General features: G+C 64.1%; 18 protein-coding genes and 4 tRNA genes. 12 read left to right on the plus strand and 10 right to left on the minus strand.

Going from position 1 to position 22,527, the window contains the following annotated elements; translation table 11 throughout:
* Nucleotides 1-7: 7 nt before the first annotated feature.
* Both HMPREF2581_RS13800 and acnB read right to left on the minus strand, forming a co-directional pair.
* Complete coding sequence (locus HMPREF2581_RS13800) at nt 8-1,216, minus strand: CmpA/NrtA family ABC transporter substrate-binding protein (protein WP_003139948.1); 1,209 nt, start codon at nt 1,214-1,216, stop codon at nt 8-10.
* A 177-nt stretch (nt 1,217-1,393) separates the two neighbouring features.
* Complete coding sequence (gene acnB, locus HMPREF2581_RS13805; protein WP_003087875.1) at nt 1,394-4,003, minus strand: bifunctional aconitate hydratase 2/2-methylisocitrate dehydratase; 2,610 nt, start codon at nt 4,001-4,003, stop codon at nt 1,394-1,396.
* Between the two features lie 381 nt (nt 4,004-4,384).
* Here acnB and HMPREF2581_RS13810 point away from each other — a divergent pair, with 381 nt between their 5' ends.
* Nucleotides 4,385-4,852 (plus strand): DUF1289 domain-containing protein, encoded by a 468-nt coding sequence (locus tag HMPREF2581_RS13810; protein ID WP_003098041.1) that lies wholly within the window; start codon nt 4,385-4,387, stop codon nt 4,850-4,852.
* A 55-nt stretch (nt 4,853-4,907) separates the two neighbouring features.
* On the opposite strand, the gene HMPREF2581_RS13815 is transcribed toward HMPREF2581_RS13810, so the two are convergent.
* Nucleotides 4,908-5,771, minus strand: a complete 864-nt coding sequence (locus HMPREF2581_RS13815) for a universal stress protein (RefSeq protein ID WP_003139947.1) — start codon at nt 5,769-5,771, stop codon at nt 4,908-4,910.
* Nucleotides 5,772-5,941: 170 nt separating this feature from the next.
* Between HMPREF2581_RS13815 and HMPREF2581_RS13820 the strand changes: the two genes are divergently transcribed.
* The gene (locus tag HMPREF2581_RS13820; protein WP_003139946.1) at nt 5,942-6,565 is read left to right on the plus strand and encodes a tRNA isopentenyl-2-thiomethyl-A-37 hydroxylase MiaE; all 624 of its coding nucleotides are present in this window, start codon (nt 5,942-5,944) and stop codon (nt 6,563-6,565) included.
* Between the two features lie 48 nt (nt 6,566-6,613).
* Here HMPREF2581_RS13820 and HMPREF2581_RS13825 read toward each other — a convergent pair whose 3' ends face one another.
* From HMPREF2581_RS13825 to HMPREF2581_RS13835, 3 genes are all read right to left on the minus strand, one after another.
* Nucleotides 6,614-7,945 carry an SPFH domain-containing protein gene (locus tag HMPREF2581_RS13825; RefSeq protein ID WP_003087885.1) on the minus strand — a complete coding sequence of 444 codons (1,332 nt, stop codon included), beginning with the start codon at nt 7,943-7,945 and terminating at the stop codon, nt 6,614-6,616.
* A gap of 131 nt (nt 7,946-8,076) precedes the next feature.
* Nucleotides 8,077-8,799: a UDP-2,3-diacylglucosamine diphosphatase gene (gene lpxH, locus HMPREF2581_RS13830; protein ID WP_003113585.1), complete on the minus strand. Its 723-nt coding sequence runs from the start codon at nt 8,797-8,799 to the stop codon at nt 8,077-8,079.
* 4 nt (nt 8,800-8,803) lie between these two features.
* Nucleotides 8,804-9,301: a peptidylprolyl isomerase gene (locus tag HMPREF2581_RS13835; RefSeq protein WP_003087890.1), complete on the minus strand. Its 498-nt coding sequence runs from the start codon at nt 9,299-9,301 to the stop codon at nt 8,804-8,806.
* Between the two features lie 122 nt (nt 9,302-9,423).
* On the opposite strand from HMPREF2581_RS13835, the gene HMPREF2581_RS13840 reads away from it, so the two are divergent.
* Together HMPREF2581_RS13840 and cysS are read left to right on the plus strand one after the other, a co-directional pair.
* Nucleotides 9,424-11,094, plus strand: a complete 1,671-nt coding sequence (locus tag HMPREF2581_RS13840) for a glutamine--tRNA ligase/YqeY domain fusion protein (RefSeq protein ID WP_003139945.1) — start codon at nt 9,424-9,426, stop codon at nt 11,092-11,094.
* Between the two features lie 9 nt (nt 11,095-11,103).
* Nucleotides 11,104-12,486: a cysteine--tRNA ligase gene (gene cysS, locus HMPREF2581_RS13845; protein WP_003139944.1), complete on the plus strand. Its 1,383-nt coding sequence runs from the start codon at nt 11,104-11,106 to the stop codon at nt 12,484-12,486.
* Between the two features lie 57 nt (nt 12,487-12,543).
* Here the strand turns inward: cysS and folD are convergent, their stop codons facing one another.
* Nucleotides 12,544-13,398 carry a bifunctional methylenetetrahydrofolate dehydrogenase/methenyltetrahydrofolate cyclohydrolase FolD gene (gene folD, locus HMPREF2581_RS13850; protein ID WP_003087898.1) on the minus strand — a complete coding sequence of 285 codons (855 nt, stop codon included), beginning with the start codon at nt 13,396-13,398 and terminating at the stop codon, nt 12,544-12,546.
* A 278-nt stretch (nt 13,399-13,676) separates the two neighbouring features.
* Between folD and HMPREF2581_RS13855 the strand changes: the two genes are divergently transcribed.
* The 5 genes from HMPREF2581_RS13855 (at nt 13,677) to HMPREF2581_RS13875 (ending at nt 14,571) form a co-directional block, all read left to right on the plus strand.
* Nucleotides 13,677-13,753, plus strand: a tRNA-Arg gene (locus HMPREF2581_RS13855).
* A 51-nt stretch (nt 13,754-13,804) separates the two neighbouring features.
* Nucleotides 13,805-13,880 (plus strand) — tRNA-His (locus HMPREF2581_RS13860).
* A 54-nt stretch (nt 13,881-13,934) separates the two neighbouring features.
* A tRNA-Leu gene (locus HMPREF2581_RS13865) sits at nt 13,935-14,019 on the plus strand.
* A 66-nt stretch (nt 14,020-14,085) separates the two neighbouring features.
* Nucleotides 14,086-14,161, plus strand: a tRNA-His gene (locus tag HMPREF2581_RS13870).
* A 188-nt stretch (nt 14,162-14,349) separates the two neighbouring features.
* Complete coding sequence (locus HMPREF2581_RS13875) at nt 14,350-14,571, plus strand: hypothetical protein (RefSeq protein WP_003087901.1); 222 nt, start codon at nt 14,350-14,352, stop codon at nt 14,569-14,571.
* Between the two features lie 286 nt (nt 14,572-14,857).
* On the opposite strand, the gene HMPREF2581_RS13880 is transcribed toward HMPREF2581_RS13875, so the two are convergent.
* The 3 genes from HMPREF2581_RS13880 to parR form a co-directional block, all read right to left on the minus strand.
* Nucleotides 14,858-16,690: a serine hydrolase domain-containing protein gene (locus HMPREF2581_RS13880; RefSeq protein WP_003139940.1), complete on the minus strand. Its 1,833-nt coding sequence runs from the start codon at nt 16,688-16,690 to the stop codon at nt 14,858-14,860.
* Nucleotides 16,691-16,794: 104 nt separating this feature from the next.
* Nucleotides 16,795-18,081 (minus strand): sensor histidine kinase ParS, encoded by a 1,287-nt coding sequence (parS, locus tag HMPREF2581_RS13885; protein WP_003087912.1) that lies wholly within the window; start codon nt 18,079-18,081, stop codon nt 16,795-16,797.
* Nucleotides 18,082-18,789 carry a response regulator transcription factor ParR gene (parR, locus tag HMPREF2581_RS13890; RefSeq protein WP_003087915.1) on the minus strand — a complete coding sequence of 236 codons (708 nt, stop codon included), beginning with the start codon at nt 18,787-18,789 and terminating at the stop codon, nt 18,082-18,084. It abuts the gene before it with no gap.
* Between the two features lie 231 nt (nt 18,790-19,020).
* On the opposite strand from parR, the gene tig reads away from it, so the two are divergent.
* The 3 genes from tig (at nt 19,021) to clpX (ending at nt 22,451) form a co-directional block, all read left to right on the plus strand.
* Complete coding sequence (gene tig / locus HMPREF2581_RS13895) at nt 19,021-20,331, plus strand: trigger factor (protein ID WP_003087920.1); 1,311 nt, start codon at nt 19,021-19,023, stop codon at nt 20,329-20,331.
* Between the two features lie 93 nt (nt 20,332-20,424).
* A complete protein-coding gene (gene clpP, locus HMPREF2581_RS13900) occupies nt 20,425-21,066 on the plus strand; it encodes an ATP-dependent Clp endopeptidase proteolytic subunit ClpP (RefSeq protein ID WP_003098129.1) in 642 nt (213 codons plus the stop codon).
* A 104-nt stretch (nt 21,067-21,170) separates the two neighbouring features.
* Entirely contained in the window at nt 21,171-22,451 is a 1,281-nt protein-coding gene (gene clpX, locus HMPREF2581_RS13905) for an ATP-dependent Clp protease ATP-binding subunit ClpX (RefSeq protein ID WP_003087924.1), read from the plus strand.
* Nucleotides 22,452-22,527: the final 76 nt, after the last annotated feature.

A 22,527-nucleotide genomic window follows, 5' to 3' on the forward strand; every position in this document is an offset into this window, starting at 1 on the left:
ACCAGGGTCAGAGGTCGATGCCCTGGCCGGTTTCGGCCAGGGCGTGGATCGGGAAGCTGCGGGCGTAGCCGGCGGGGTCGCTGCCGTCCCAGGTGCGCCCGTCGATCAGCGTCGAGCGGCGCATGTCGGCGCCGTCCAGGCGCAGGCCAAGGGCCGTCGCGGCATCGCGGTACAGCGCGGTCTGCTGGACCCTGCGGGCGATGCCCAGGTAGTCCGGGTCTTCGCGCAGCAGGCCCCAGCGGCGGAACTGGGTCATGAACCACATGCCATCCGAGAGCCAGGGCCGGTTGACTTCGCCGTCGGCGTAGAAACGCAGCGGATGCGGGTCCTGCCAGGCGTTGCCGAGGCCGTCCTGGTAGCGGCCGAAGAAGCGCGGCTGGATCGCGCCGAGCGGAGCGTCGACATAGTCGCGGCCGCTGATCAGTTGCGCGGTGCCCAGGCGGTTCTCGGCGTTCTGTTCGATGAAGCGGCTGGCGTCGAGGACCGCCATGACCAGCGCGCGGGCGGTGTTCGGGTAGGCGTCGACGAAGGCGCGGGTAGTGCCGAGGACCTTTTCCGGGTGGTCCGGCCAGATCGCCTGGCTGGTGGCGATGGTGAAGCCCTGGCCCTGGTCCACGGCCAGGGCGCCCCAGGGACCGCCGGCGCAGAACCCGTCGATGCGCCCGGCCTGGAGATGGCCGACCATCTGCGCCGGTGGAACCACCACGCTGTGCACGTCGTGCAGCGGATGCAGACCGATGCTCGCCAGCCAGTAGTTCAGCCAGAGCGCGTGGGTACCGGTGGGAAAGGTCTGCGCCAGGGTCAGGCGTGCACCATTCTGGCGCCGATGCCGGAGCAGTGCCTCCGCACTGGTCACGCCAGCCTGCTTCAGCGGTTCGGAAAGATTGATCGCCTGGCCGTTCTGGCACAGTCCCATGAGCACCGCCATCTCGCTTGCCGCGCTGCCGCCGAGGCCGAGCTGGACGCCGTAGACCAGCCCGTACAGGCACTGCGCGGCATCCAGCTCGCCGCTGAGCAGCTTGTCGCGCAAGGTGGCCCAGGACGGTTGGCGCCTGAGATTGAGCGTGAGGCCGTAGGGCTGGGCGAAGCCCTGGGTGGCGGCCACGATCAGCGAGGCCGAATCGGTCAGCGCCATGAAACCGATGTCCAGGGCGCTCTTTTCCGGTGCGTCGGAACCGCCGGCCCAGGCCTGGCTGCGTATCGCTCTGTCTGTCATCACCACCTCGAGTGCGGGAGGGCGGCGCGGGCCGTCCCGTTTTCCAGTGCGCAGGCGCCGTCGTCGGCGCGCTTTTCCATAGCTGCCACAGCAAGCGCTATGCCAGGCGGCGCGGGGGTTTTCGCCGGGCAAGAAAAAGCCCCGCACGGGGCGGGGCTTGTTCGACGCGTCGCTGGATCAGGCCTGAACGACCGGGATCTTGGCGTTCGCAGCCGCTTCGCGGAACTCGGCGATCTGGTCGAAGCTCAGGTAGCGGTAGACGTCGGCAGCCATGCTGTCGATGTCCTTCGCGTAGGCCATGTACTCCTCCACGGTCGGCAGTTTGCCGAGGATCGAGGAGACCGCCGCCAGTTCGGCCGATGCCAGGAACACATCGGTGGCATCGCCCAGACGGTTCGGGAAGTTACGGGTCGAGGTGGAGACCACGGTGGAACCGGTCTGGACGCGAGCCTGGTTGCCCATGCACAGCGAGCAGCCCGGCATTTCCATGCGCGCGCCAGCCTTGCCGTAGATGCCGTAGTAGCCTTCCTCGGTCAACTGGTGGGCGTCCATCTTGGTCGGCGGAGCCAGCCACAGACGGGTCGGGATGCCGCCCTTGACCTTGTCCAGCAGCTTGCCGGCTGCGCGGAAGTGACCGATGTTGGTCATGCAGGAGCCGATGAACACTTCATCGATCTTGCGGCCCTGTACGCTCGACAGCAGACGCGCGTCGTCCGGATCGTTCGGCGCGCAGAGCACCGGCTCCTTGACGTCGGCCAGGTCGATCTCGATCACCGCGGCGTACTCGGCGTCCTTGTCGGCTTCCAGCAGCTCCGGCTTGGCCAGCCAGGCTTCCATCGCCTGGGCGCGACGCTCCAGGGTGCGCGGGTCGCCGTAGCCTTCGCCGATCATCCAGCGCAGCAGGGTGATGTTGGACTTCAGGTACTCGGCGATCGCCTGTTCCGGCAGCTTGATGGTGCAGCCGGCGGCGGAACGCTCGGCCGAGGCGTCGGACAGCTCGAAGGCCTGTTCCACGGTCAGGTCGTTGAGGCCTTCGATCTCGAGGATGCGGCCGGAGAAGATGTTCTTCTTGCCTTTCTTCTCGACGGTCAGCAGGCCCTGCTGGATCGCGTAGTAAGGGATCGCATGGACCAGGTCACGCAGGGTGATGCCCGGTTGCAGCTTGCCCTTGAAGCGCACCAGCACCGACTCCGGCATGTCCAGCGGCATCACGCCGGTGGCGGCGGCGAAGGCCACCAGGCCGGAGCCGGCCGGGAACGAGATGCCGATCGGGAAGCGGGTGTGCGAGTCGCCGCCGGTACCAACGGTATCGGGCAGCAGCATGCGGTTCAGCCAGCTGTGGATGATGCCGTCGCCCGGGCGCAGCGACACGCCGCCACGGGTCATGATGAAGTCGGGCAGGGTGTGGTGGGTCTTGACGTCGATCGGCTTCGGATAGGCCGCGGTGTGGCAGAAGGACTGCATCACCAGGTCGGCGGAGAAGCCGAGGCAGGCGAGGTCCTTCAGTTCGTCGCGGGTCATCGGGCCGGTGGTGTCCTGGGAACCGACGGTGGTCATCTTCGGTTCGCAGTAGGTGCCCGGGCGCACGCCCTGGCCTTCCGGCAGACCGCAGGCGCGGCCGACCATTTTCTGCGCCAGGGTGAAGCCCTTGCCGCTATCGGCCGGTGCTTCCGGCTTGCGGAACAGGTCGGAGGCGCCCAGGCCCAGCTCGGCGCGGGCCTTCTCGGTCAGGCCACGGCCGACGATCAGCGGGATACGGCCGCCGGCGCGGACTTCGTCGAGCAGGACCGGGGTCTTCAGCTCGAAGGTGGTGACCACTTCGCCGCTGTCGTGGCGAACGACCTTGCCTTCATAGGGGTATACGTCGATGACGTCGCCCATGGCCAGGTTGGTGCAGTCGAACTCGATCGGCAGGGCGCCGGCATCTTCCATGGTGTTGTAGAAGATCGGCGCGATCTTGGTGCCGAAGCAGAAGCCGCCGGCACGCTTGTTCGGCACGAACGGAATGTCGTCGCCGAAGAACCACAGCACCGAGTTGGTGGCGGATTTGCGCGAGGAACCGGTGCCGACCACGTCGCCGACGTAGGCGACCGGGAAGCCCTTGGCCTTGACCGCTTCGATCTGCTTCAGCGGACCGACCGAACCCGGCTGGACCGGCTCGATGCCGTCGCGAGCCATCTTCAGCATGGCCAGGGCGTGCAGCGGGATGTCCGGGCGCGACCAGGCGTCGGGGGCCGGGGAGAGGTCGTCGGTGTTGGTTTCGCCGGGGACCTTGAATACGGTGAGAGTCAGCTTTTCCGGGACTTCCGGCTTGGCCTTGAACCACTCGCCATCGGCCCAGGATTGCAGCACGGACTTGGCCGCGGCATTGCCCTTCTTGGCGCGCTCGGCGACGTCGTGGAAGGCGTCGAACATCAGCAGGGTGTGCTTCAGCTGTTCGGCGGCGGTGTTGGCCAGTTCGGCGTCGTCCAGCAGTTCGACCAGGGTGGCGATGTTGTAGCCGCCCTGCATGGTGCCCAGCAGCTCGGCGGCACGTTGCTTGTCGATAAGGGGGGAGGTGGCTTCGCCCTTGACGATGGCGGAAAGGAATCCGGCCTTGACGTAGGCGGCTTCGTCGACGCCCGGCGGTACGCGGTTGGTGATCAGGTCAAGGAGGAATTCTTCTTCGCCGGCCGGCGGGTTCTTCAGCAGCTCGACCAGGCCTGCGGTCTGTTCGGCGTTCAGCGGTTGGGGCACGACACCCTGGGCGGCACGCTCTTCTACGTGTTTGCGGTAGGCTTCAAGCACAGTATTTCCCTCATCAGTGGTCCCGGGGGACACGTATCCAGGAACCGACGCAGATCCGCTCGTCAGGCCCAGGTGGACGGTAATCCACCAACCTACGAGGGCATCGGCAGGTTCCAGACAGAAGCTGTTTTCAAAGTTTTACGCCGGCGGGCTGGGGTGGGGCTGGCGAGACGCTTGAGGGAGGCGCCGTCGCCAGCGTACCTGCCGGAAACTGTGCTCGTGACGCTTTGAAAACAGCTTCTAACGGACATTGGCGCCTAAAAAGGCGGACCAATGTTAATGGAAACTCGACGCAAAGTTAAGTCGGAAACCCTAGGAACCACAGGGTGAACTTGATTAGACAAAGGGCTAAGATGCCGCTTTGTTTTCGTTGTCCCGGCCATGTCTTCGCAAAGAATCAAAACCCCCTGCGTAGGGCTTTGCTCCACGGTATACGGCGACCTGGTATGCCGTGGCTGCAAGCGTTTCCACCATGAGGTGGTCAACTGGAACCTCTACGACGCCGAGGAAAAGCGGGCTGTCTGGAGTCGCCTTGAGCAGTTGCTGGCCCAGGTGATGGCCGCCAAGCTGGAAGTCTTCGACGCCGCGCGCCTGCGCCTGCAACTGGAGCAGCGGCAGATCCGCTTCGTCCCCGAGCAGTCTCCCTATTGCTGGGCCTACCAGTTGATCGCCCGCGGTTCCCGGCTGATCAACCAGATCGAAGCCTACGGCGTGGCACTGCTGCCGGAATTCCGCGACTGGAGCCTGCCGGACCTGCGCGATGCCATCGACCGGGAATTCTTCCTGCTGTCGGAAGCGCATTACCAGCGCTACATCGCGCCCTCGTTCCTGCAGGCGATCGACAGATAGGCGGTGTTTCCAGCGAAAAAGCCGCCCTTGGGCGGCTTTTTCGTCCGACCAGCGGTCACTCCTTGCTGGCCAGCTCCTCCAGGTGGGCGATGATGTCGTCCGGCTTCAACACCAGCACGTCGCTTTCCAGGGTATCCAGCACCACTTCCGCGGTATTGCCGATCAGCGCGCCGGACAACCCGGTGCGCGCCACGGTGCCGATCACGGTGACCACCGCGTCGAGCTTCTGCGCGGTGCGCGGGATCAGCACGTCGGCCGGACCTTCCTCGATGTGCAATTGTTCGTCGCTGAAACCGTACTCGGCCTGGAAGGTGCGGCAGGCCTCGCGATAGCGGGCCTCGATGGTTTCGCTGAGCTGGAAGGTCGGGTCGGCGGAGGAGAGCATCGGCGAGGGGTGGGCGCTGATCACGTGCAGCGTGGCCTTGGCCAGGCCGGCGATGTCGTAGGCATGGCTGATGATCCCGGCGTGCAGGGAGCGGTGCTCGCCGTCGTTGTTGCCGACGTCGACCGCGGCGATGATCTTTCCGCCCGTCCAGGGCCGGGCGGTCTTGGTCATCAGTACCGGGCAGGGCGCGAAGCGCAGCAGTTTCCAGTCGTCCGGGGTGAGGATGGCCTTTTTCAGCGGGTTGTCGGGAAAGTGCTGCTTGATGATCAGGCCGCAGCCTTCGGCCTGTTGCTCGGCGATGATGGTCTGGTGCAGGGAGTCCTTCCAGGCCTGGTTGGTCGAGACGCTGTAGCCTTCCTCACGCAGTTCCTGGGCCAGGTCGTTGAGGGCGGCGCTGTGGTCGCGGCGCTTCTCGCAGACCAGCAGGTGCAGGTGCGACTGGGTCACGCCGGCGATCAGTTGTGCCCGTTTCAGGGCGAGACCTTCCAGCTGGTCCGGTTCAATCACCACGAGGATGCTGCGAATGGCTTGCATGATCGTCTCCCTGAGTGCTTGTGGTTATCGCTGAAACAACTCTAGACGCAATCCAGCCGCTGCTCTTGATGCATATCAAACGGGTCGGCCTGCCCGACCACCGCAGCTTCCGTATAATGCTCCGCCTTTCCTGCCCCGACCAGCGTCGTGGCAGACCCTTTCCAGAATGAGTGACCTGCGCCATGTTGCCCGAGATCGACCAATTCCTCGCCTGTTCCACTCCCGCCGCCTGGGTTGAGGCGGCCCTGGAGCGCCAGGACGTCATGCTGCTGGACCACAAGGCCTGCGAGATGAAGGCCGCGGCGACGGCGATGCAACTGATCGGCAAGTACTCCGGCCGCCTGGACCTGGTGAACAAGATGAGCCGCCTGGCGCGCGAGGAGCTGCGCCACTTCGAGCAGGTGCTGGCGATCCTGAAGAAACGCGGCATCCCGGTGGTCAATGTCAGCGCCTCCCGCTACGCCTCGGCGCTGCGCGACCTGGTGCGCAAGCAGGAGCCGCAGCGGCTGACTGATACGCTGGTGGTCGGCGCCTTCATCGAGGCGCGTTCCTGCGAGCGCTTCGCCGCCCTGGTGCCGCACCTGGACGCGGAGCTGGCGAAATTCTACGGCGGTTTGCTGAAGTCCGAGTCGCGGCATTTCCAGGACTACCTGAAGCTGGCCTACCAGTACGGCGACGAGGCCGACGTGGAGCGGACGATCGAGGTGGTGCGGGCCAAGGAGGCCGAGCTGATCAGCAGTCCGGACAACGAATTCCGCTTCCACAGCGGCCACCCGGTGGACCTGGTGGCCTGAGCCGGAAACAAGAAAGCGCCCCGCGGGGCGCTTTTTTTGCTGCCTGAATCAGTCCTTGACCTTGAGGTCGAGGGCCAGGTCGCGGGCGGCCTTGGTCGCCAGAACGCCCATCAGCTGGCCGATCTCGTCCTGGCGGCTCGCCGCGCCGTTGGCGCCGGCGCCCATCATTACGCTGGGGACGGGGGCCTGGGCGGCGGCTTCGGCCCAGACCTTGTTGATCGCGATCAGCGCGTCGAGCTTCGGCTGCAACGCGCCGTCCGCCTTGATCACCGCTTCGCGGGCGTAGGCCTCGGCGTCGGCGGTGATCTTGGTGGCCTGGGCGGTCACCGTGGCCTTGTCGCGCAGCAGTTCGGCGGTCTGCTTCTCGATCTCGGCGCGCTGCTTCTCGCGCTCGGCGTTGATCACCGCCAATTGCTTGTCGGTTTCCGCCTGGGTGGTGCGTTCGATCTGGTCGCGCAGGGTTTCCTGGCGCTTGGCCTCGACTTCCTTCTCGCCGCGGGCGGTGACCAGCAGCTTTTCCTCTTCTTCCTTCAGGCGGTTCTGCCGCGCCACCGCCAGCTCGGCGAGCGCCTGCTGGACCTTGACCATGCGCTGCTTGTACTGCGGGTTGGGATCGACGTTGGTGATCCGCGCTTCCACCACCTCGACGCCGAACTTGCGGAACTGCTGTTGCTTGCGTACCGGGATGCCCTTGGCATCAGTGACCTTCTCGGTGACGAACTGGCTGGCGTTGTTGTCGCCGAACGCTCCCTGCTCAGTGCCGGCCTGGAGGATCGCGGTCTGGTGCGGAATGGCGCCGCGCGGCCCGCGGACTTCCTTGCGCTTGATCAGGTACAGGCCGTCGTTGAGCTGGTTCTCGAACTCGGCGGCGAATTCGCTGCGGGCTCCGGCGTAGTAGTCGTCGGCGCTCATCAGCGAAGCGGTGGCCTGGAGGGTTTCCTTGATCGCCGGCACCAGTGCGGTGCGGATGAAATTGTCCGGGTTGCGGTATTCCTGGGCCATCTTCAGGAACGGCTCGCCGCCGGGCAGGCGAAAGCGCGCGGAAGATTCGACCTTGGCGTCGACGTTGCCGAGGAACACGATCGGGAAAGCCTCGATGGTGGCGCCGAGGCCGTCGTTGTCCGGATTGGTGTCGTTATCGTCCATGACCAGCACGGACTGCACGCTGATGGCCTTCTTCCAGGTGGTGGCGCGACCGAACCACTTGGTCGCGTAGCCGACGTCATCGACGATCTTCTCGTCGCCGAAGATGGTCCTTACGTGGGTCATGAAGCCGGCTTCGTTATAGAAGAACACGCCGTTGAACAGGCCGAAGCCGAGGGCGAGCACGCCGAGGGGGGCGGCGACGAACTTGATCAGGTTTCCCTTCGAGATGATCACGATCATTCCTTGATGCGGGGTGGGGAGCGCGATCCTGCTGAAAGGTGGCCCGCGACGTCAAGATGGACGGCGGGAAAAATGCGAATCGCATAATGTTTCGCTGAAAGGCCCGCATGGCGGGCCTGGGTGGGTCAGAGCGGGAAGGGTGCCTGGCGATGGCCATTGGCGTCGATCTCCAGGGCCCAGCCCTGGCGGTCCCAGTCGCCGAGCACGATGCGCCGGGCGGGCTGGCCGTCGATGTCCAGCGGGTGTTCGGCCGGCCGATGAGTGTGGCCGTGGATCAGGGTACGCACGCCATGCCCGCGCATGACCCGGGGCACTTCTTCGGGCGTGACATCGATGATGTCGACGGCTTTCATGCGGGTCTGCGCGCGGCTTTCCTTGCGCAGCTTGCGTGCCAGCTTGTGCCGGGTGGCCAGCGGCAGGTGGCGCAGTACCCAGAGCGTGAGCGGGTTGCGCAGCCAGCGGCGCAGGCGCATGTAGGCCTCGTCGCGGGTGCACAGGCTGTCCCCGTGCATCAGCAATACCGGCTCGCCGTACAGGTCGATCACGCTCGGGTCGGGCAGCAGCGTGCATCCGGCCTCGCGGCAGAACGCCTTGCCGATGAGGAAGTCGCGATTGCCGTGCATCAGGTAGATGCGCGTACCGCCGTCGGCCACCTGGCGCAGGGACTGGGCGATGGAGCGCTGGAAGGCGTCCATGCCGTCGTCGCCGATCCAGGCTTCGAAGAAGTCGCCGAGGATGTACAGGGCCTCGGCCCGGCGGGCGCGCTCATCGAGGAAAGACAGAAACGCCCGGGTGATGTCCGGGCGTTCCGCTTCGAGATGCAGGTCCGAGATGAACAGGACGCTCATCGCTTCATTCTTCGACGATTTCGGCCTTCTCGATGATCACGTCCTCGGCCGGCACGTCCTGGTGGCCGCTGCGCATGGTGGTGGCCACGCCCTTGATCTTGTTGACCACGTCCATGCCCTCGACCACTTCGCCGAAGACGGCATAGCCCCAGCCCTGGGTGGTGGGGGCGGTGTGGTTGAGGAAGTCGTTGTCGGCGACGTTGATGAAGAACTGCGCGCTGGCCGAATGCGGGTCCATGGTACGGGCCATGGCGATGCTGCCGACCTTGTTGGTCAGGCCGTTGTTGGCTTCGTTCTTGATCGGTGCGCGAGTGGGCTTCTGCTTCATGCCCGGCTCGAAACCGCCACCCTGGATCATGAAGTTGTTGATCACGCGGTGGAAGACGGTGTTGTCGTAGTGGCCACTTTTCACGTACTCCTTGAAGTTCGCCGCGGTTTCCGGGGCTTTCTCTTCATCGAGCTTCAGGGTGATGACGCCATGGTTGGTATGCAGCTTGATCATGTGGGTAATCCGCTTTGTCGTGAAAATCGAAGGCCTGTCAGGGGGTTGACAGCTTCGGCTATGATAAGCGCTTTGATTTGCCCGGCCTACCCTGGTCGGGCGAGAGCATGACCAAGGATCCCATGAGCAAGCCAGAGACCACCGCCGCCCCGAACTTCCTGCGCCAGATCGTTCAAGCCGACCTGGATGCCGGCAAGCACGCGAAGATCGTCACCCGTTTCCCCCCGGAGCCCAACGGTTACCTGCACATCGGCCACGCCAAGTCGATCTGCCTGAACTTCGGCCTGGCCCAGGAATTCGCTGGCGATTGCCATCTGCGCTTCGATGACACCAACCCGGCCAAGGAAGACCAGGAGTACATCGATGCCATCGAGGCCGACATCAAGTGGCTGGGCTTCCAGTGGTCCGGCGAGGTCTGCTATGCCTCCAACTATTTCGACCAGCTGCATGCCTGGGCCATCGAGCTGATCAAGGCCGGCAAGGCGTTCGTCTGCGACCTCGGTCCCGAGGAAATGCGCGAATACCGCGGCACCCTCACCGAGCCGGGCCGCAACAGCCCTTACCGTGACCGTTCGGTGGAGGAGAACCTCGACCTGTTCGCCCGCATGAAGGCCGGTGAGTTCCCCGACGGCGCCCGTTCGCTGCGGGCGAAGATCGACATGGGTTCGCCGAACATGAACCTGCGCGACCCGATCCTGTACCGCATCCGCCATGCGCATCACCACCAGACCGGCGACAAGTGGTGCATCTACCCGAGCTACGACTTCACCCACGGTCAGTCGGACGCCATCGAGGGCATCACCCATTCGATCTGCACCCTGGAATTCGAAGACCATCGTCCGCTCTACGAGTGGTTCCTGGCCAACCTGCCGGTGCCTGCGCAACCGCGCCAGTACGAATTCTCCCGGCTCAACCTGAACTACACCGTGACCAGCAAGCGCAAGCTCAAGCAACTGGTCGACGAAGGCCATGTCAGCGGCTGGGACGATCCGCGCATGTCGACCCTGTCCGGCTATCGCCGCCGCGGCTACACCCCGGAGTCGATCCGCAACTTCTGCGAGATGATCGGGGTGAACCGCGCCAGCGGCGTGGTCGACATCGGCATGCTCGAGTTCAGCATCCGCGACCACCTGGACGCCACCGCGCCGCGTGCCATGTGCGTGCTGAAACCGCTCAAGGTGGTGATCACCAACTACCCCGAAGGGCAGGTGGAGAACCTCGAGTTGCCGCGTCATCCGAAGGAAGACATGGGGGTGCGCGTACTGCCGTTCGGTCGCGAGCTGTTCATCGATGCCGGTGACTTCGAGGAAGTCCCGCCGGCCGGCTACAAGCGCCTGATCCCCGGTGGCGAGGTGCGTCTGCGTGGCAGCTACGTGATCCGTGCCGACGAAGCGATCAAGGATGCCGACGGCAATATCGTCGAACTGCGCTGCAGCTACGATCCGGACACCCTGGGCAAGAACCCGGAAGGCCGCAAGGTCAAGGGCGTGATCCACTGGGTGCCGGCCGAGGGCAGCGTCGAGTGCGAAGTGCGCCTGTACGATCGGCTGTTCCGCTCGGCCAATCCGGAGAAGGCGGAAGAGGGCGGCAGCTTCCTCGACAACATCAACGCCGACTCCCTGCAGGTACTGACCGGCTGTCGCGCCGAGCCGTCGCTGGGCCAGGCGAACCCGGAGGATCGCTTCCAGTTCGAGCGCGAAGGCTATTTCGTCGCCGACCTGAAGGACTCCAGGCCGGGCAAGCCGGTGTTCAACCGTACCGTCACCCTGCGTGACTCCTGGGGACAGGGCTGAGGAAAGACCGTGCTGCAGATCTACAACACGCTGAGCAAGACCAAAGAAGTCTTCACGCCGCTGGTCGGCAACCAGGTGCGCATGTACGTGTGCGGCATGACCGTGTACGACTACTGCCATCTGGGCCACGGCCGCAGCATGGTGGCGTTCGACGTGATCACCCGCTGGTTGCGCCACCGTGGCTACGACTTGACGTACGTGCGCAACATCACCGATATCGATGACAAGATCATCAATCGCGCCAACGAGAACGACGAACCGTTCGATGTGCTGACCGAGCGCATGATCGCGGCGATGCACGAGGACGAGGCCCGGCTGAACATCCTCAAGCCGGACCAGGAGCCGCGCGCCACCGATCACATCGCCGGCATGCACGCGATGATCCAGACCCTGATCGACAAGGGCTATGCCTACGCGCCGGGCAACGGTGACGTGTACTACCGGGTCGGCAAGTTCGCTGGCTACGGCAAGTTGTCGCGGCGGCGGGTCGAGGACCTGCGCATCGGTGCGCGGATCGAACCGGGCGAAGCGAAGGAGGATCCGCTCGATTTCGTGCTCTGGAAGGGCGCCAAGCCGGGCGAGCCGAGCTGGTCGTCGCCCTGGGGCGAGGGGCGCCCGGGCTGGCACATCGAATGCTCGGTGATGTCCACCTGCTGCCTGGGCGATTCCTTCGACATCCATGGCGGTGGCAACGACCTGGAGTTCCCTCACCACGAGAACGAGATCGCCCAGAGCGAGGCCGCGACTGGCAAGCCCTACGCCAAGTCCTGGCTGCACTGCGGGATGATTACCATCAACGGCGAGAAGATGTCCAAGTCGCTGGGCAATTTCTTCACCATCCGCGAAGTGCTGGAGAAATATCACCCCGAAGTGGTGCGTTACCTGCTGATCGCCAGCCATTACCGCAGTCCGATCAACTACTCGGAGGAGAACCTGCGCGAGGCCAAGGCGGCCCTGGACCGTTTCTACAACGCGCTCAAGGGGTTGCCCGAGGCGGCGCCGGCGGAAGCGGCGGAGTATGTCGAGCGCTTCGCCGCGGCGATGGACGACGACTTCAATACCGCGGGTGCCTGCTCGGTGCTGTTCGAGCTGGCGCGGGAGGTCAATCGTCTGCGCGAAAGCGACCTGTCGGCGGCGGCCGCGCTGGCCGCGCGCCTGAAGCAGTTGGCTGGCCTGCTGGGGGTGCTGCAGCTGGAGCCGGAAGCCTTCCTGCAGGCGGGCGCCGAGGGCAAGGTCGATGCGGCCGAGGTCGAGGCGTTGATCCAGGCGCGCCTGGAGGCGCGGGCGGCGAAGAACTGGGCGGAGTCCGACCGGATTCGCGACCAGCTCACCGCCATGGGCGTGGTGCTGGAGGATGGCAAGGGCGGCACTACCTGGCGCCTGGCCGACTGAACCCGCAGCGATAAATGAAAAGCCCCGCGTTCGCGGGGCTTTTCATTACCGGCGACCTCAGTCGTGCAGGTGTTCGGCGGCGTGCAGGGTATTTTCCAGCAGGCAGGCGCGGGTCATCGGCCCGACGCCGCCCGGCACCGGGGTGATCCAGCTGGCGCGTTGCGCCGCCACCTCGTATTCCACGTCGCCGACCAGGCGGCCGTCGGCCTGGCGGTTGATGCCGACGTCGATGACGATGGCGCCTTCCTTGATCCACTCGCCCTTGACCAGTCCCGGCTTGCCGGCAGCGACCACCACCAGGTCGGCGCGCGACACATGGTCGGCCAGGTCGCGGGTGAAGCGGTGGGTCACGGTGACGGTGCAGCCACCCAGCAGCAACTCCAGAGCCATGGGCCGGCCGACGATGTTCGAGGCGCCGACCACGACCGCGTCCATGCCGTACAGGTCGGCGCCGGTGCTGGCGAGCAGGGTCATGATGCCTTTCGGGGTGCAGGGGCGCAGCAGGGGCATGCGCTGGGCCAGGCGGCCGATGTTGTAGGGATGGAAACCGTCCACGTCCTTGTCCGGGTGGATACGCTCCAGCAGCAGGGAGGCGTCCAGGTGGGCGGGCAGGGGTAGCTGGACCAGGATGCCGTCGATGGCGGGATCGTCGTTCAGGCGGTCGATCAGGGCCAGCAGGTCGTCCTGGCTGGTTTCGGCGGGAAGATCGTAGGCCTGGGAGAGAAAGCCGACTTCCTCGCAGTCCTTGCGCTTGTGCGCCACATAGACCTGAGAGGCCGGATCGGTGCCGACCAGGATCACCGCCAGGCCGGGAACGCGCAGGCCTTGCTGGCGGCGCTCGGTCACGCGTTGGGCTATCTGCTGGCGAAGGTTGGCGGCGATCGCTTTGCCGTCGATCAGTTGTGCGGTCATGTCGGAAGGGTAACCATCGAATCGGGTGGAAAAAGGACGCGCATTTTCGCATGGACGCCGCCCGGGGCAAAGGAGGCGACCCGCGGATTTGCCGTAACTCCTTTATATAGCTGAATTTTTTTAAAAAACCCGTTGACGGCCTTTCGCCCCCTGTATAACATGCGCCCCGCTTGCCGAGCACAGCCGGACGCAGGGTAAGAGGTAATGCAAGTCGGTTGCTGACTTTGTGATTGCCAGAGCTTAAAGTTTGCGCTCAGCATTGAATGCAGATGAATAAAGCGCCCGTAGCTCAGCTGGATAGAGCATCCGCCTTCTAAGCGGATGGTCGCAGGTTCGAGTCCTGCCGGGTGCGCCATTCGGCGAATCGGCAAGAAGCAGGCGATGTTTTACCGCAAGTCGTAATATGGTGGGCGTAGCTCAGTTGGTAGAGCACAGGATTGTGGCTCCTGGTGTCGTGGGTTCGATTCCCATCGTCCACCCCATATTCCGAAGCGCCAGGCCCGGGGCCTGGCGTTTTCATTTCCAAGCAGTGTCCCGCGGACGTGGTGGAATTGGTAGACACACTGGATTTAGGTTCCAGCGCCGCAAGGCGTGAGAGTTCGAGTCTCTCCGTCCGCACCACCTTCAGGCTCGGCTTGTCCGGCCGCTGCGGTTGAAGCCGGAACGTCCGGCACGATTCACGATATGGTGGGCGTAGCTCAGTTGGTAGAGCACAGGATTGTGGCTCCTGGTGTCGTGGGTTCGATTCCCATCGTCCACCCCATATTTCGAAGCGCCAGGCCTTGTGCCTGGCGTTTTCGTTTGCGCTTCTCGATCTCTTCTCCGCTTGCCTTTCCGGCACCCAACCCGCCCTCATGGGGCGACGGCAGGTTGAACTTGTTCCAGCTCCGGCGCTCTTAAGCGAGCCCGTCGTTCCTGGCGGGTCCGTATATGCAGTCTGGGTGAAGCGACATGTCGATGAAATGGACCGAGCAGCGCTTGCGCAAGGCTCTCAAGCAGATGGCGAACAATCATGAATCGGCTGCGGTCGAGGTCATGCGCGCCGTCGAGCGGGCGAACGATCCGAAGCTGGCGCAGCGCCTGCTCGAGGTGATCGAGCAGATGCACCAGGATGCCGATGCGCTGCGCTCCATCGACGACGAAATCGCCAGCGGCGTGATCCGTTGCCAATGAGGCCGTAGACGCTCCGCAGTTCAGGACTTCCCGGCGGAAGCCGGCGCATCCGGCCGGTTCGCCAGTTTCGGGCGCAAGGTCGCGCCCTGGGCTGTGTTCCGGCGAACGGTATAAGGTTGGCGGCCGCGGAAGGCGAAGGCGGTGAACATGTTCGTATTCTCTCTCGGTGCGTTTCAGAAACGGTATTCCACCAGGACGCCCAGGCCGATGCTGTCATGCCACTCTTCGGCGACAGCGGCGGAGCAGAGGCTGGCGAGCGTGCCGGCGAGGCACAGGGAGGGGTTTCTCATGGGGACTCCTTCCGTTGCAGCCAGGGACGTGCCTTGGTGTCTTGCTGGGCGAAGCGGTAGCCGAGCGCGTTCAGACCGTCGAAGTCGCGACTGAAGGTGTCTCCCAGGCCCTGGCCGCTGCCGGCCAGGACGGCGTGTGCGCTGTCGATGGGTTGCAGGATGAACTCGCCGGAGCGGGTTCCTCCGGCTTGCCCGCGCACCAGCAGGAAGCCGTCTTCGATCCTGATGCTCAGGCCGTTCAGGTAGCTGTGCCGGCTCGTGCTGGCGACGCGGTAGGTGCCGACGGCTTCGGTCCAGGCCTGGGGCAGGGGTGTCGGCTCGATGCGCTCGCCGAGGTAGGCGGCCTGGCCGTGGCGGCGGGACACCAGGATTCGGCGTTGGCCGTAGCTGACCACGTCCAGTTGCAACTGTCCGGCGCTGTCCACGCCGACGGGCCAGAATCCCAGCAGTCTTTTTCTCATCTGCAGCCAGCCCGAGGTGTCGCGCAACAATTCCACGCGTTGTTCGCCGAAATCCGCGTACAGGCGACCCCTGCGCTCGTACAGGCGAACCTGGCCTTGGCGGGTTGCGTAACGACCGTATAGCTGACGCCGGTCCTCCGGGCTCGGCACCTTCAGTGCGGGGGCGCGCGCGGGGGTGGGCTGTACGGCGGGGCGACGAGCGCCCTGCCTGACCTGCAGCATGAGCGACGCCGCTTGCCGGGCCAGGGAGGCGGTGAGCGAACCGCGGTCATCGGCGTTGCTCATGACAATGGCGGCGAGGCGCTGTTCCGGCAGCAGAACCAGGTGGGCGCTGAATCCTGGGGTGGCGCTGGCGTACTCATAGTGACGGATGCCCCCTTCCAGCGGCGCGGAGCCGCACGGGCTGAGGAACCAGGCCAGGCCCACCTGGCAGTCGAAGTCCAGGGCATTGCCGGCGTTCTGCTGGCGGAACATCTCCTCGACGGAGTGTTTCCTGAGAAGCTGGCGCTCCTTGTGGCGCCCGTTGGCGAACAGCATGCGGACGAAGCGGCTGAGGTCGACCGGGCTGCTCCACAGATCGTTGACCGGGAGGTCGCTGGCGGAGCCGGGGCGACCGCCGCCGCTGTAGCCGTGTGCGCGTTGCGCCTGGGGCAGGGCGTTCCTGGCGAAGCTGGAGCGGGTCATCTGCAAAGGCTCCAGCAGGTGCTCGCGCATGTGCTGCTCGAAGTGCTTTCCGGTGTTGCGCTCGATGGCCGCGCCGACCAGTTCGTAGCCAAGGTTGGAATGGGCGACCTGGGTTCCCGGCGGATTGCTCAGCCAGACACCGGATACTTTCGCCGGCAGTTGGCCGAGTGAGTTCGGGCGTTCGCCGAACAGGGGCGGCAGGTGTTCGCCAGGAAGGCCGGACTGATGGCTGAGCAGCCGGCGGAAAGTGATCGCGCGATCCGCCTCGCTCTGGTCGGCATGGAAGCGTGAGCGTACGTAGAACTCGCGCAAGGTGTCCTGGAGCGGAGCGTCGAGAGAGAGTTGGCCGCGTTCGGCCAGTTGCAGGGTCGCGCTGGCGATCAGTAGCTTGGACAGGTCGCCGGCGTGGAATGCGGTGTGCTCGCTGGCGTTGATCCTGTGCTGTCGGTCGGCATAGCCGAAACCGCGAGCCCAGACCAGTTGCTGGTCGTCGACCAATGCCAGGGCCAGGCCGGGCACGTCCTGCCTTTCCATTTCCCGGCGGATGTGGCGTTGCAGATAGTCGATGACCTCGCCGTAGTTGCCCACGGCGGCGCTCGGCGCTGGCGGGGCGGGTGGCAGGCCGTGGCAGCCGCTGGTGCCGAGCAGGCAGCCGAGAAGGGGAAGGTGCATGGCGCGAAACATGGAATACCTGGCGGAAAGGCGAGGTGTCCCATGCTAGGGCGGGCCTGGCTGGCAATCCTTACGGCTTTGTCAGCAATCTGTGAAAGATTGTTAAGCCTCCGCTGTCAACGGGGCCGCTCCCAGGTCAGGCGGAAGGAGGCGCCTCCCTGCGGCGTTTCCAGCGCTTCCGCATAGCCGCCGTGCCATTGCGCGACCCGGCGGACGATCGCCAGGCCCAGGCCGAAGCCGCCGGTGCTGCGATCGCGGCTGTCGTCCAGGCGCGAAAAGGGTTCGAAGATCTTCTGCCGGGCGTCCGCCGGTATCCCGGGGCCGTCGTCGTTGACCCGTATCTGACAGCTGTCGCCTTGATCGAGGAGGGCGATTTCGACGCGCGAGTGTGCGTGGCGAATGGCGTTGCGCAGCAGGTTGATCACGGCGCGCGCCATGAAGCGAGGCTCGATGCGGATCTGTTCGACCTGGCAGGCGCTGATCTCGCAGGTGACTCCGGCGGCTTCGGCTTCCAGGGCGACGTCGGCGACGACGCTATCCAGCCAGCTCGCGGCGTCGACGATTTCCCGGTGGCTCCCGACGTTGCCGTGCTCCAGGCGGGCGTAGGTCAGCAGTTCGGAGACCATTTCCTCCAGTTCGCCGAGGTCGGCGCGCATGTCCTCTATCAGGTCGTGGCGTACTTCGGCGTCGACCTGCTTGTTCAATTGCTCGAGTTCGAAGGACAGGCGGGAGATCGGCGTGCGCAATTCGTGGGATACCGCGTTGGTCAGTTCGCGCTGGTTGCTGATCAGGCTTTCGATGCGGTCGGCCATCTGGTTGAAGTGCTGGGCCAGGGTGCGGATATCGGAGCGTCGGAAAATGCGCGTGCGCGATGACAGGTCGCCATCGCCGAAGCGTTGCGCGGCCAGGCGCAGGGTCTCGAGGTCGCGCCAGTGCGGGCGGACCCATACCAGCAGGGCGATGCCGACCAGCACGCCGAGCAGGATGTAGGCCAGCACGGTGAACAGTGGGGTCAGCGAGGGTTCCGGCGGCAGCTTGATGTCGAGCAGCTGCGGACCCGCGTCGATGCGGCTGATGAATTCCGTAAAGTCCTCGCGTACCACCAGCAGGTTCTTGTCGAGGAGGGCCTGCTCTTCCTGCGTCAGCTTCGCCTGCCTGGCATCCGTCAGGCTCAGCTCGAGCCCGTAGTGGGGACGCCAGTCTTCGAGCTGTCGCTGGCGTCCGGCCTGGTCCAGCGGGGCCAGCTTTTCCACCAGCGAATAGGCCTGGCCGCGAACGGCGTCGCGGTGATAGTTCTCGACGATGCTGTCGTAGAACGCGTCGATGACATGGTCGACCACGAAGATCGCGGCAGCGAACCCCAGGGCCAGCAGCAGGTAGAGGCGCAGGAACAGGCGCAGCATTCAGAGTTCCCAGCCCAGCGGGTTGAACAGGTAGCCCTTGCCCCAGACGGTCTTGATCCGGACCGGCTCGCGCGGATTGTCCTTCAGTTTATTGCGCAGCTTGCTGATGCAGACGTCGACGCTGCGGTTCAGGCCGTCGAAGCCGATGCCGCGGATCTGGTTGAGGATCTCGTCGCGGGAAAGTATTTCCCCTGCCTGGTTGGCCAGCAGCCAGAGCAGCTCGAACTCCATCGTGGTCAGTTCTATGCCGCGGCCTTCGAGTTCAGCTTCGCGCCGCCGTCGGTCGATGTTCAGCTTGCCGAATGTCAGGCTTTCCGGGGAGGCGGGAAGGGGCGCGTGCCGGCGCATCAGGGCGCGCAGGCGGGCGAGCAGCACCGGTGGCTCGATCGGCTTGATCACGTAGTCGTCGGCGCCGGACTCCAGGCCGAGGATGTGATCAAGATCGTCCTCCTGGGCGGTGAGTATGAGGATCGGCAGGTTCGCGACCCGGCGGATCTCCCGGCACACCTGCAGACCATTCTGTCCGGGGAGCATGAGGTCGAGAACCACCACTTGCGGCTTGAAGTCGAGGAAAGCGGCGAACGCGGCATCACCGCGATGCACCTGGCGCACTTCGAAACCATGCTGGGAAAGGAAGCTGGCAATCAGGCGGGCGAGCTTCTGGTCGTCTTCGACGAGCAATACCTTGCTGAGGGTAGGGCAGTCCATAGGGTTTCATCGGTCGGAGCGGAATCGGCTGGCATTATATGCACCCGCTTCCGGCGAAGCTCCAGCGACTCGTTCGAGACCGGGCTGCGATCGGCGGAAGCGGCCGGAAACACCCCGGGGATCCGCCTGCACCCTGGCGGGGTGACTTCTGCTTTTCCCTCTACTAGAATGCATGCCCTTGATTCTGGGAGCCGGAAGGACCGGCTTACGTCTGTGCAACGAGGAATATCCATGCAAGTTTCTGTTGAAAGCACTTCCGCTCTTGAGCGCCGCATGACCGTTGGTGTGCCTGCCGAGCGTATCGAGACCGAAGTCAACAAGCGTCTGCAGCAGACCGCCCGTCGTGCCAAGATTCCAGGTTTCCGCCCCGGCAAGGTGCCGATGAGTGTCATTCGTCAGCGCTACGAAGCTTCCGCGCGCCAGGAAGCCATGGGCGATCTGATCCAGGAAACCTTCTACGAAGCCGTGGTCGAGCAGAAGCTGAATCCGGCCGGTTCGCCGTCGGTAGAGCCCAAGTCCTTCGAGAAAGGCAAGGACCTGGAATACATCGCAACCTTCGAAGTCTTCCCGGAATTTACCGTTTCCGGCCTGGAAGATATCAAGGTCGAGCGCCTGCAGGCCGAAGTTTCCGATGCTGATGTCGACAACATGCTCGATGTCCTGCGCAAGCAGAACACCCGTTTCGAAGTGGTCGAGCGTGCCGCCCAGAACGATGACCAGTTGAACATCGACTTCGTCGGCAAGATCGACGGCGAAGCCTTCGCCGGCGGTTCCGCCAAGGGCACCCTGCTGGTGCTGGGCTCCGGTCGCATGATCGCCGGCTTCGAAGAAGGGCTGGTGGGGGCGAAGGCCGGTGAAGAGCGCGTGCTCAACCTGACCTTCCCCGAGGACTACCAGAACCTGGACCTGGCCAACAAGGCTGCCGAGTTCACCGTTACCGTCAATAGCGTTGCCGAGCCCAAGCTGCCGGAACTGAACGAAGAGTTCTTCGCTCTGTTCGGCGTGAAGGAAACCGGTCTCGATGGCTTCCGCGCCGAAGTGCAGAAGAACATGGAGCGCGAGCTGCGCCAGGCGATCAAGTCCAAGGTCAAGAACCAGGTCATGGAAGGTCTGCTGCAGGCCAACCCGATCGAAGTGCCCAAGGCCCTGATCGGCAACGAAGTGAACCGTCTGCGCGTGCAGGCCGTCCAGCAGTTCGGTGGCAACATCAAGCCTGACCAACTGCCGGCCGAGCTGTTCGAAGAGCAGGCCAAGCGCCGTGTGGTGCTGGGCCTGATCGTCGCCGAAGTGGTCAAGCAGCACGAGCTGAAGGCCGACGAAGGTCGCGTTCGCGAAATGATCGAGGAAATGGCCTCGGCCTACCAGGAGCCCGAGCAGGTCGTCGCCTGGTACTTCAAGAACGAGCCCCAGCTGAACGAAGTCCGTTCTGTTGTACTGGAAGAACAAGTCGTAGATACTGTCCTGCAAAAGGCCACTGTGACCGATAAGCAGGTATCCTACGAAGAAGCGGTCAAGCCGGCCGAAGCTCCGCAAGCGGCCTGATTCGTTCCTCTCGTTCGAATCCCACAAGCCAGCCTTAGTGCTGGCTTGTGCGTCTTTGAGGCTTCACTATCTGTTAGGGAGTGATCGCAAGACATGTCTCGCAACTCTTTTATTCCGCACGTTCCCGATATCCAGGCCGCCGGTGGCCTGGTGCCCATGGTGGTGGAGCAGTCCGCCCGCGGCGAGCGCGCCTACGACATCTATTCGCGCCTGCTGAAGGAGCGGATCATCTTCCTGGTCGGCCAGGTCGAGGACTACATGGCCAACCTGGTGGTTGCCCAGTTGCTGTTCCTGGAGGCTGAAAATCCCGAGAAGGACATTCATCTCTACATCAACTCGCCGGGTGGCTCGGTGACTGCCGGGATGTCCATCTACGACACCATGCAGTTCATCAAGCCCAACGTCTCGACCACCTGTATCGGTCAGGCGTGCAGCATGGGTGCCCTGCTGCTTGCGGGCGGTGCCGCCGGCAAGCGCTACTGCCTGCCGCATTCGCGGATGATGATCCACCAGCCGCTGGGCGGTTTCCAGGGCCAGGCCTCGGATATCGAGATCCATGCCAAGGAAATCCTCTTCATCAAGGAGCGTCTGAACCAGATCCTGGCGCACCACACCGGCCAGCCCCTGGACGTCATTGCCCGCGATACCGATCGTGACCGCTTCATGAGCGGTGACGAAGCCGTCAAGTATGGCCTGATCGACAAGGTCATGACCCAGCGCGACCTGGCCGTCTAAGGCTCCGCAATACTGGCGGTCGAGACATTCGGCCGCCTCGTGGGCTTGAAAATGCCCACAATTGCCTTCATCTTGTGTTTGAAGCTACCCATTGGATCGATCGAATGACTGATACCCGCAACGGCGAGGACAACGGCAAGCTGCTGTATTGCTCCTTCTGCGGCAAGAGCCAGCACGAAGTGCGCAAGTTGATTGCCGGCCCCTCGGTCTTTATCTGCGACGAGTGTGTCGACCTGTGCAATGACATCATCCGCGAGGAGGTGCAGGAAGCGCAGGCGGAAAGTAGTGGGCACAAACTTCCGGCGCCGAAAGAGATCCGCACCATCCTCGATCAGTACGTGATCGGGCAGGAGCGGGCCAAGAAGGTTCTGGCGGTAGCGGTATACAACCACTACAAGCGCCTCAACCAGCGTGACAAGAAGGACGATATCGAGCTCGGCAAGAGCAACATTCTGATGATCGGCCCAACCGGCTCGGGCAAGACCCTGCTGGCCGAGACCCTCGCACGTCTGCTGAACGTGCCGTTCACCATCGCCGATGCGACCACGCTGACGGAAGCGGGCTACGTGGGCGAGGATGTCGAGAACATCATCCAGAAACTCTTGCAGAAGTGCGATTACGATGTGGAGAAGGCCCAGATGGGCATCGTCTACATCGACGAGATCGACAAGATTTCCCGGAAATCGGACAACCCCTCCATCACTCGCGACGTTTCCGGCGAGGGTGTGCAGCAGGCCCTGCTGAAGCTCATCGAGGGCACCGTTGCCTCGGTACCGCCGCAGGGCGGTCGTAAGCACCCGCAGCAGGAGTTCCTGCAGGTCGATACGCGCAACATCCTGTTCATCTGCGGCGGCGCTTTCGCCGGTCTGGAGCGGGTCATCCAGAACCGTTCCGCGCGCGGCGGCATCGGTTTCAATGCCGAAGTGCGCAGTCAGGAGATGGGCAAGAAGGTCGGCGAGGCGTTCAAGGAAGTCGAGCCGGAAGATCTCGTCAAGTTCGGTCTTATCCCCGAGTTTGTAGGGCGTTTGCCGGTGATCGCGACTCTTGATGAGCTCGACGAGGCTGCGCTCATGCAGATCCTGACCGAGCCGAAGAACGCTCTCACCAAGCAGTACGCCAAGCTGTTCGAGATGGAAGGCGTCGATCTCGAATTCCGTCCGGACGCACTCAAGGCGGTTGCCCGCAAGGCGCTCGAACGCAAGACCGGTGCACGTGGCTTGCGTTCAATTCTCGAAGGTATCCTTCTCGATACCATGTACGAGATTCCCTCCCAGCAGGATGTCAGCAAGGTGGTCATCGATGAGAGTGTCATCGATGGCTCGTCGCAACCCCTGATGATCTACGAGAACAGCGAAAAGCCAGCCAAGGCTGCGCCTGAGGCATGAAAGAGCAGGGGCCTTCGGGCCCCTTTTCTTTTCCGACTGGCACGCTTGTTTTTTCCCGGGCCTAACCCCATCTTAG

This window comes from Pseudomonas sp. HMSC057H01 (assembly GCF_001836405.1).
GTDB lineage: Bacteria > Pseudomonadota > Gammaproteobacteria > Pseudomonadales > Pseudomonadaceae > Pseudomonas > Pseudomonas aeruginosa.

What these genes read in the sequence shown, in the direction of transcription:
- HMPREF2581_RS13815 (WP_003139947.1), bottom strand. Translation starts at nt 5,771, where the DNA reads ATGCAAGCCATTCGCAGCATCCTCGTGGTGATTGAACCGGACCAGCTG.
- parS (WP_003087912.1), bottom strand. Translation starts at nt 18,081, where the DNA reads ATGCTGCGCCTGTTCCTGCGCCTCTACCTGCTGCTGGCCCTGGGGTTC.
- HMPREF2581_RS13875 (WP_003087901.1), top strand. Translation starts at nt 14,350, where the DNA reads ATGTCGATGAAATGGACCGAGCAGCGCTTGCGCAAGGCTCTCAAGCAG.
- HMPREF2581_RS13810 (WP_003098041.1), top strand. Translation starts at nt 4,385, where the DNA reads ATGTCTTCGCAAAGAATCAAAACCCCCTGCGTAGGGCTTTGCTCCACG.
- parR (WP_003087915.1), bottom strand. Translation starts at nt 18,789, where the DNA reads ATGGACTGCCCTACCCTCAGCAAGGTATTGCTCGTCGAAGACGACCAG.
- clpX (WP_003087924.1), top strand. Translation starts at nt 21,171, where the DNA reads ATGACTGATACCCGCAACGGCGAGGACAACGGCAAGCTGCTGTATTGC.
- HMPREF2581_RS13840 (WP_003139945.1), top strand. Translation starts at nt 9,424, where the DNA reads ATGAGCAAGCCAGAGACCACCGCCGCCCCGAACTTCCTGCGCCAGATC.
- HMPREF2581_RS13800 (WP_003139948.1), bottom strand. Translation starts at nt 1,216, where the DNA reads ATGACAGACAGAGCGATACGCAGCCAGGCCTGGGCCGGCGGTTCCGAC.
- lpxH (WP_003113585.1), bottom strand. Translation starts at nt 8,799, where the DNA reads ATGAGCGTCCTGTTCATCTCGGACCTGCATCTCGAAGCGGAACGCCCG.
- tig (WP_003087920.1), top strand. Translation starts at nt 19,021, where the DNA reads ATGCAAGTTTCTGTTGAAAGCACTTCCGCTCTTGAGCGCCGCATGACC.
- HMPREF2581_RS13880 (WP_003139940.1), bottom strand. Translation starts at nt 16,690, where the DNA reads ATGTTTCGCGCCATGCACCTTCCCCTTCTCGGCTGCCTGCTCGGCACC.
- HMPREF2581_RS13835 (WP_003087890.1), bottom strand. Translation starts at nt 9,301, where the DNA reads ATGATCAAGCTGCATACCAACCATGGCGTCATCACCCTGAAGCTCGAT.
- clpP (WP_003098129.1), top strand. Translation starts at nt 20,425, where the DNA reads ATGTCTCGCAACTCTTTTATTCCGCACGTTCCCGATATCCAGGCCGCC.
- folD (WP_003087898.1), bottom strand. Translation starts at nt 13,398, where the DNA reads ATGACCGCACAACTGATCGACGGCAAAGCGATCGCCGCCAACCTTCGC.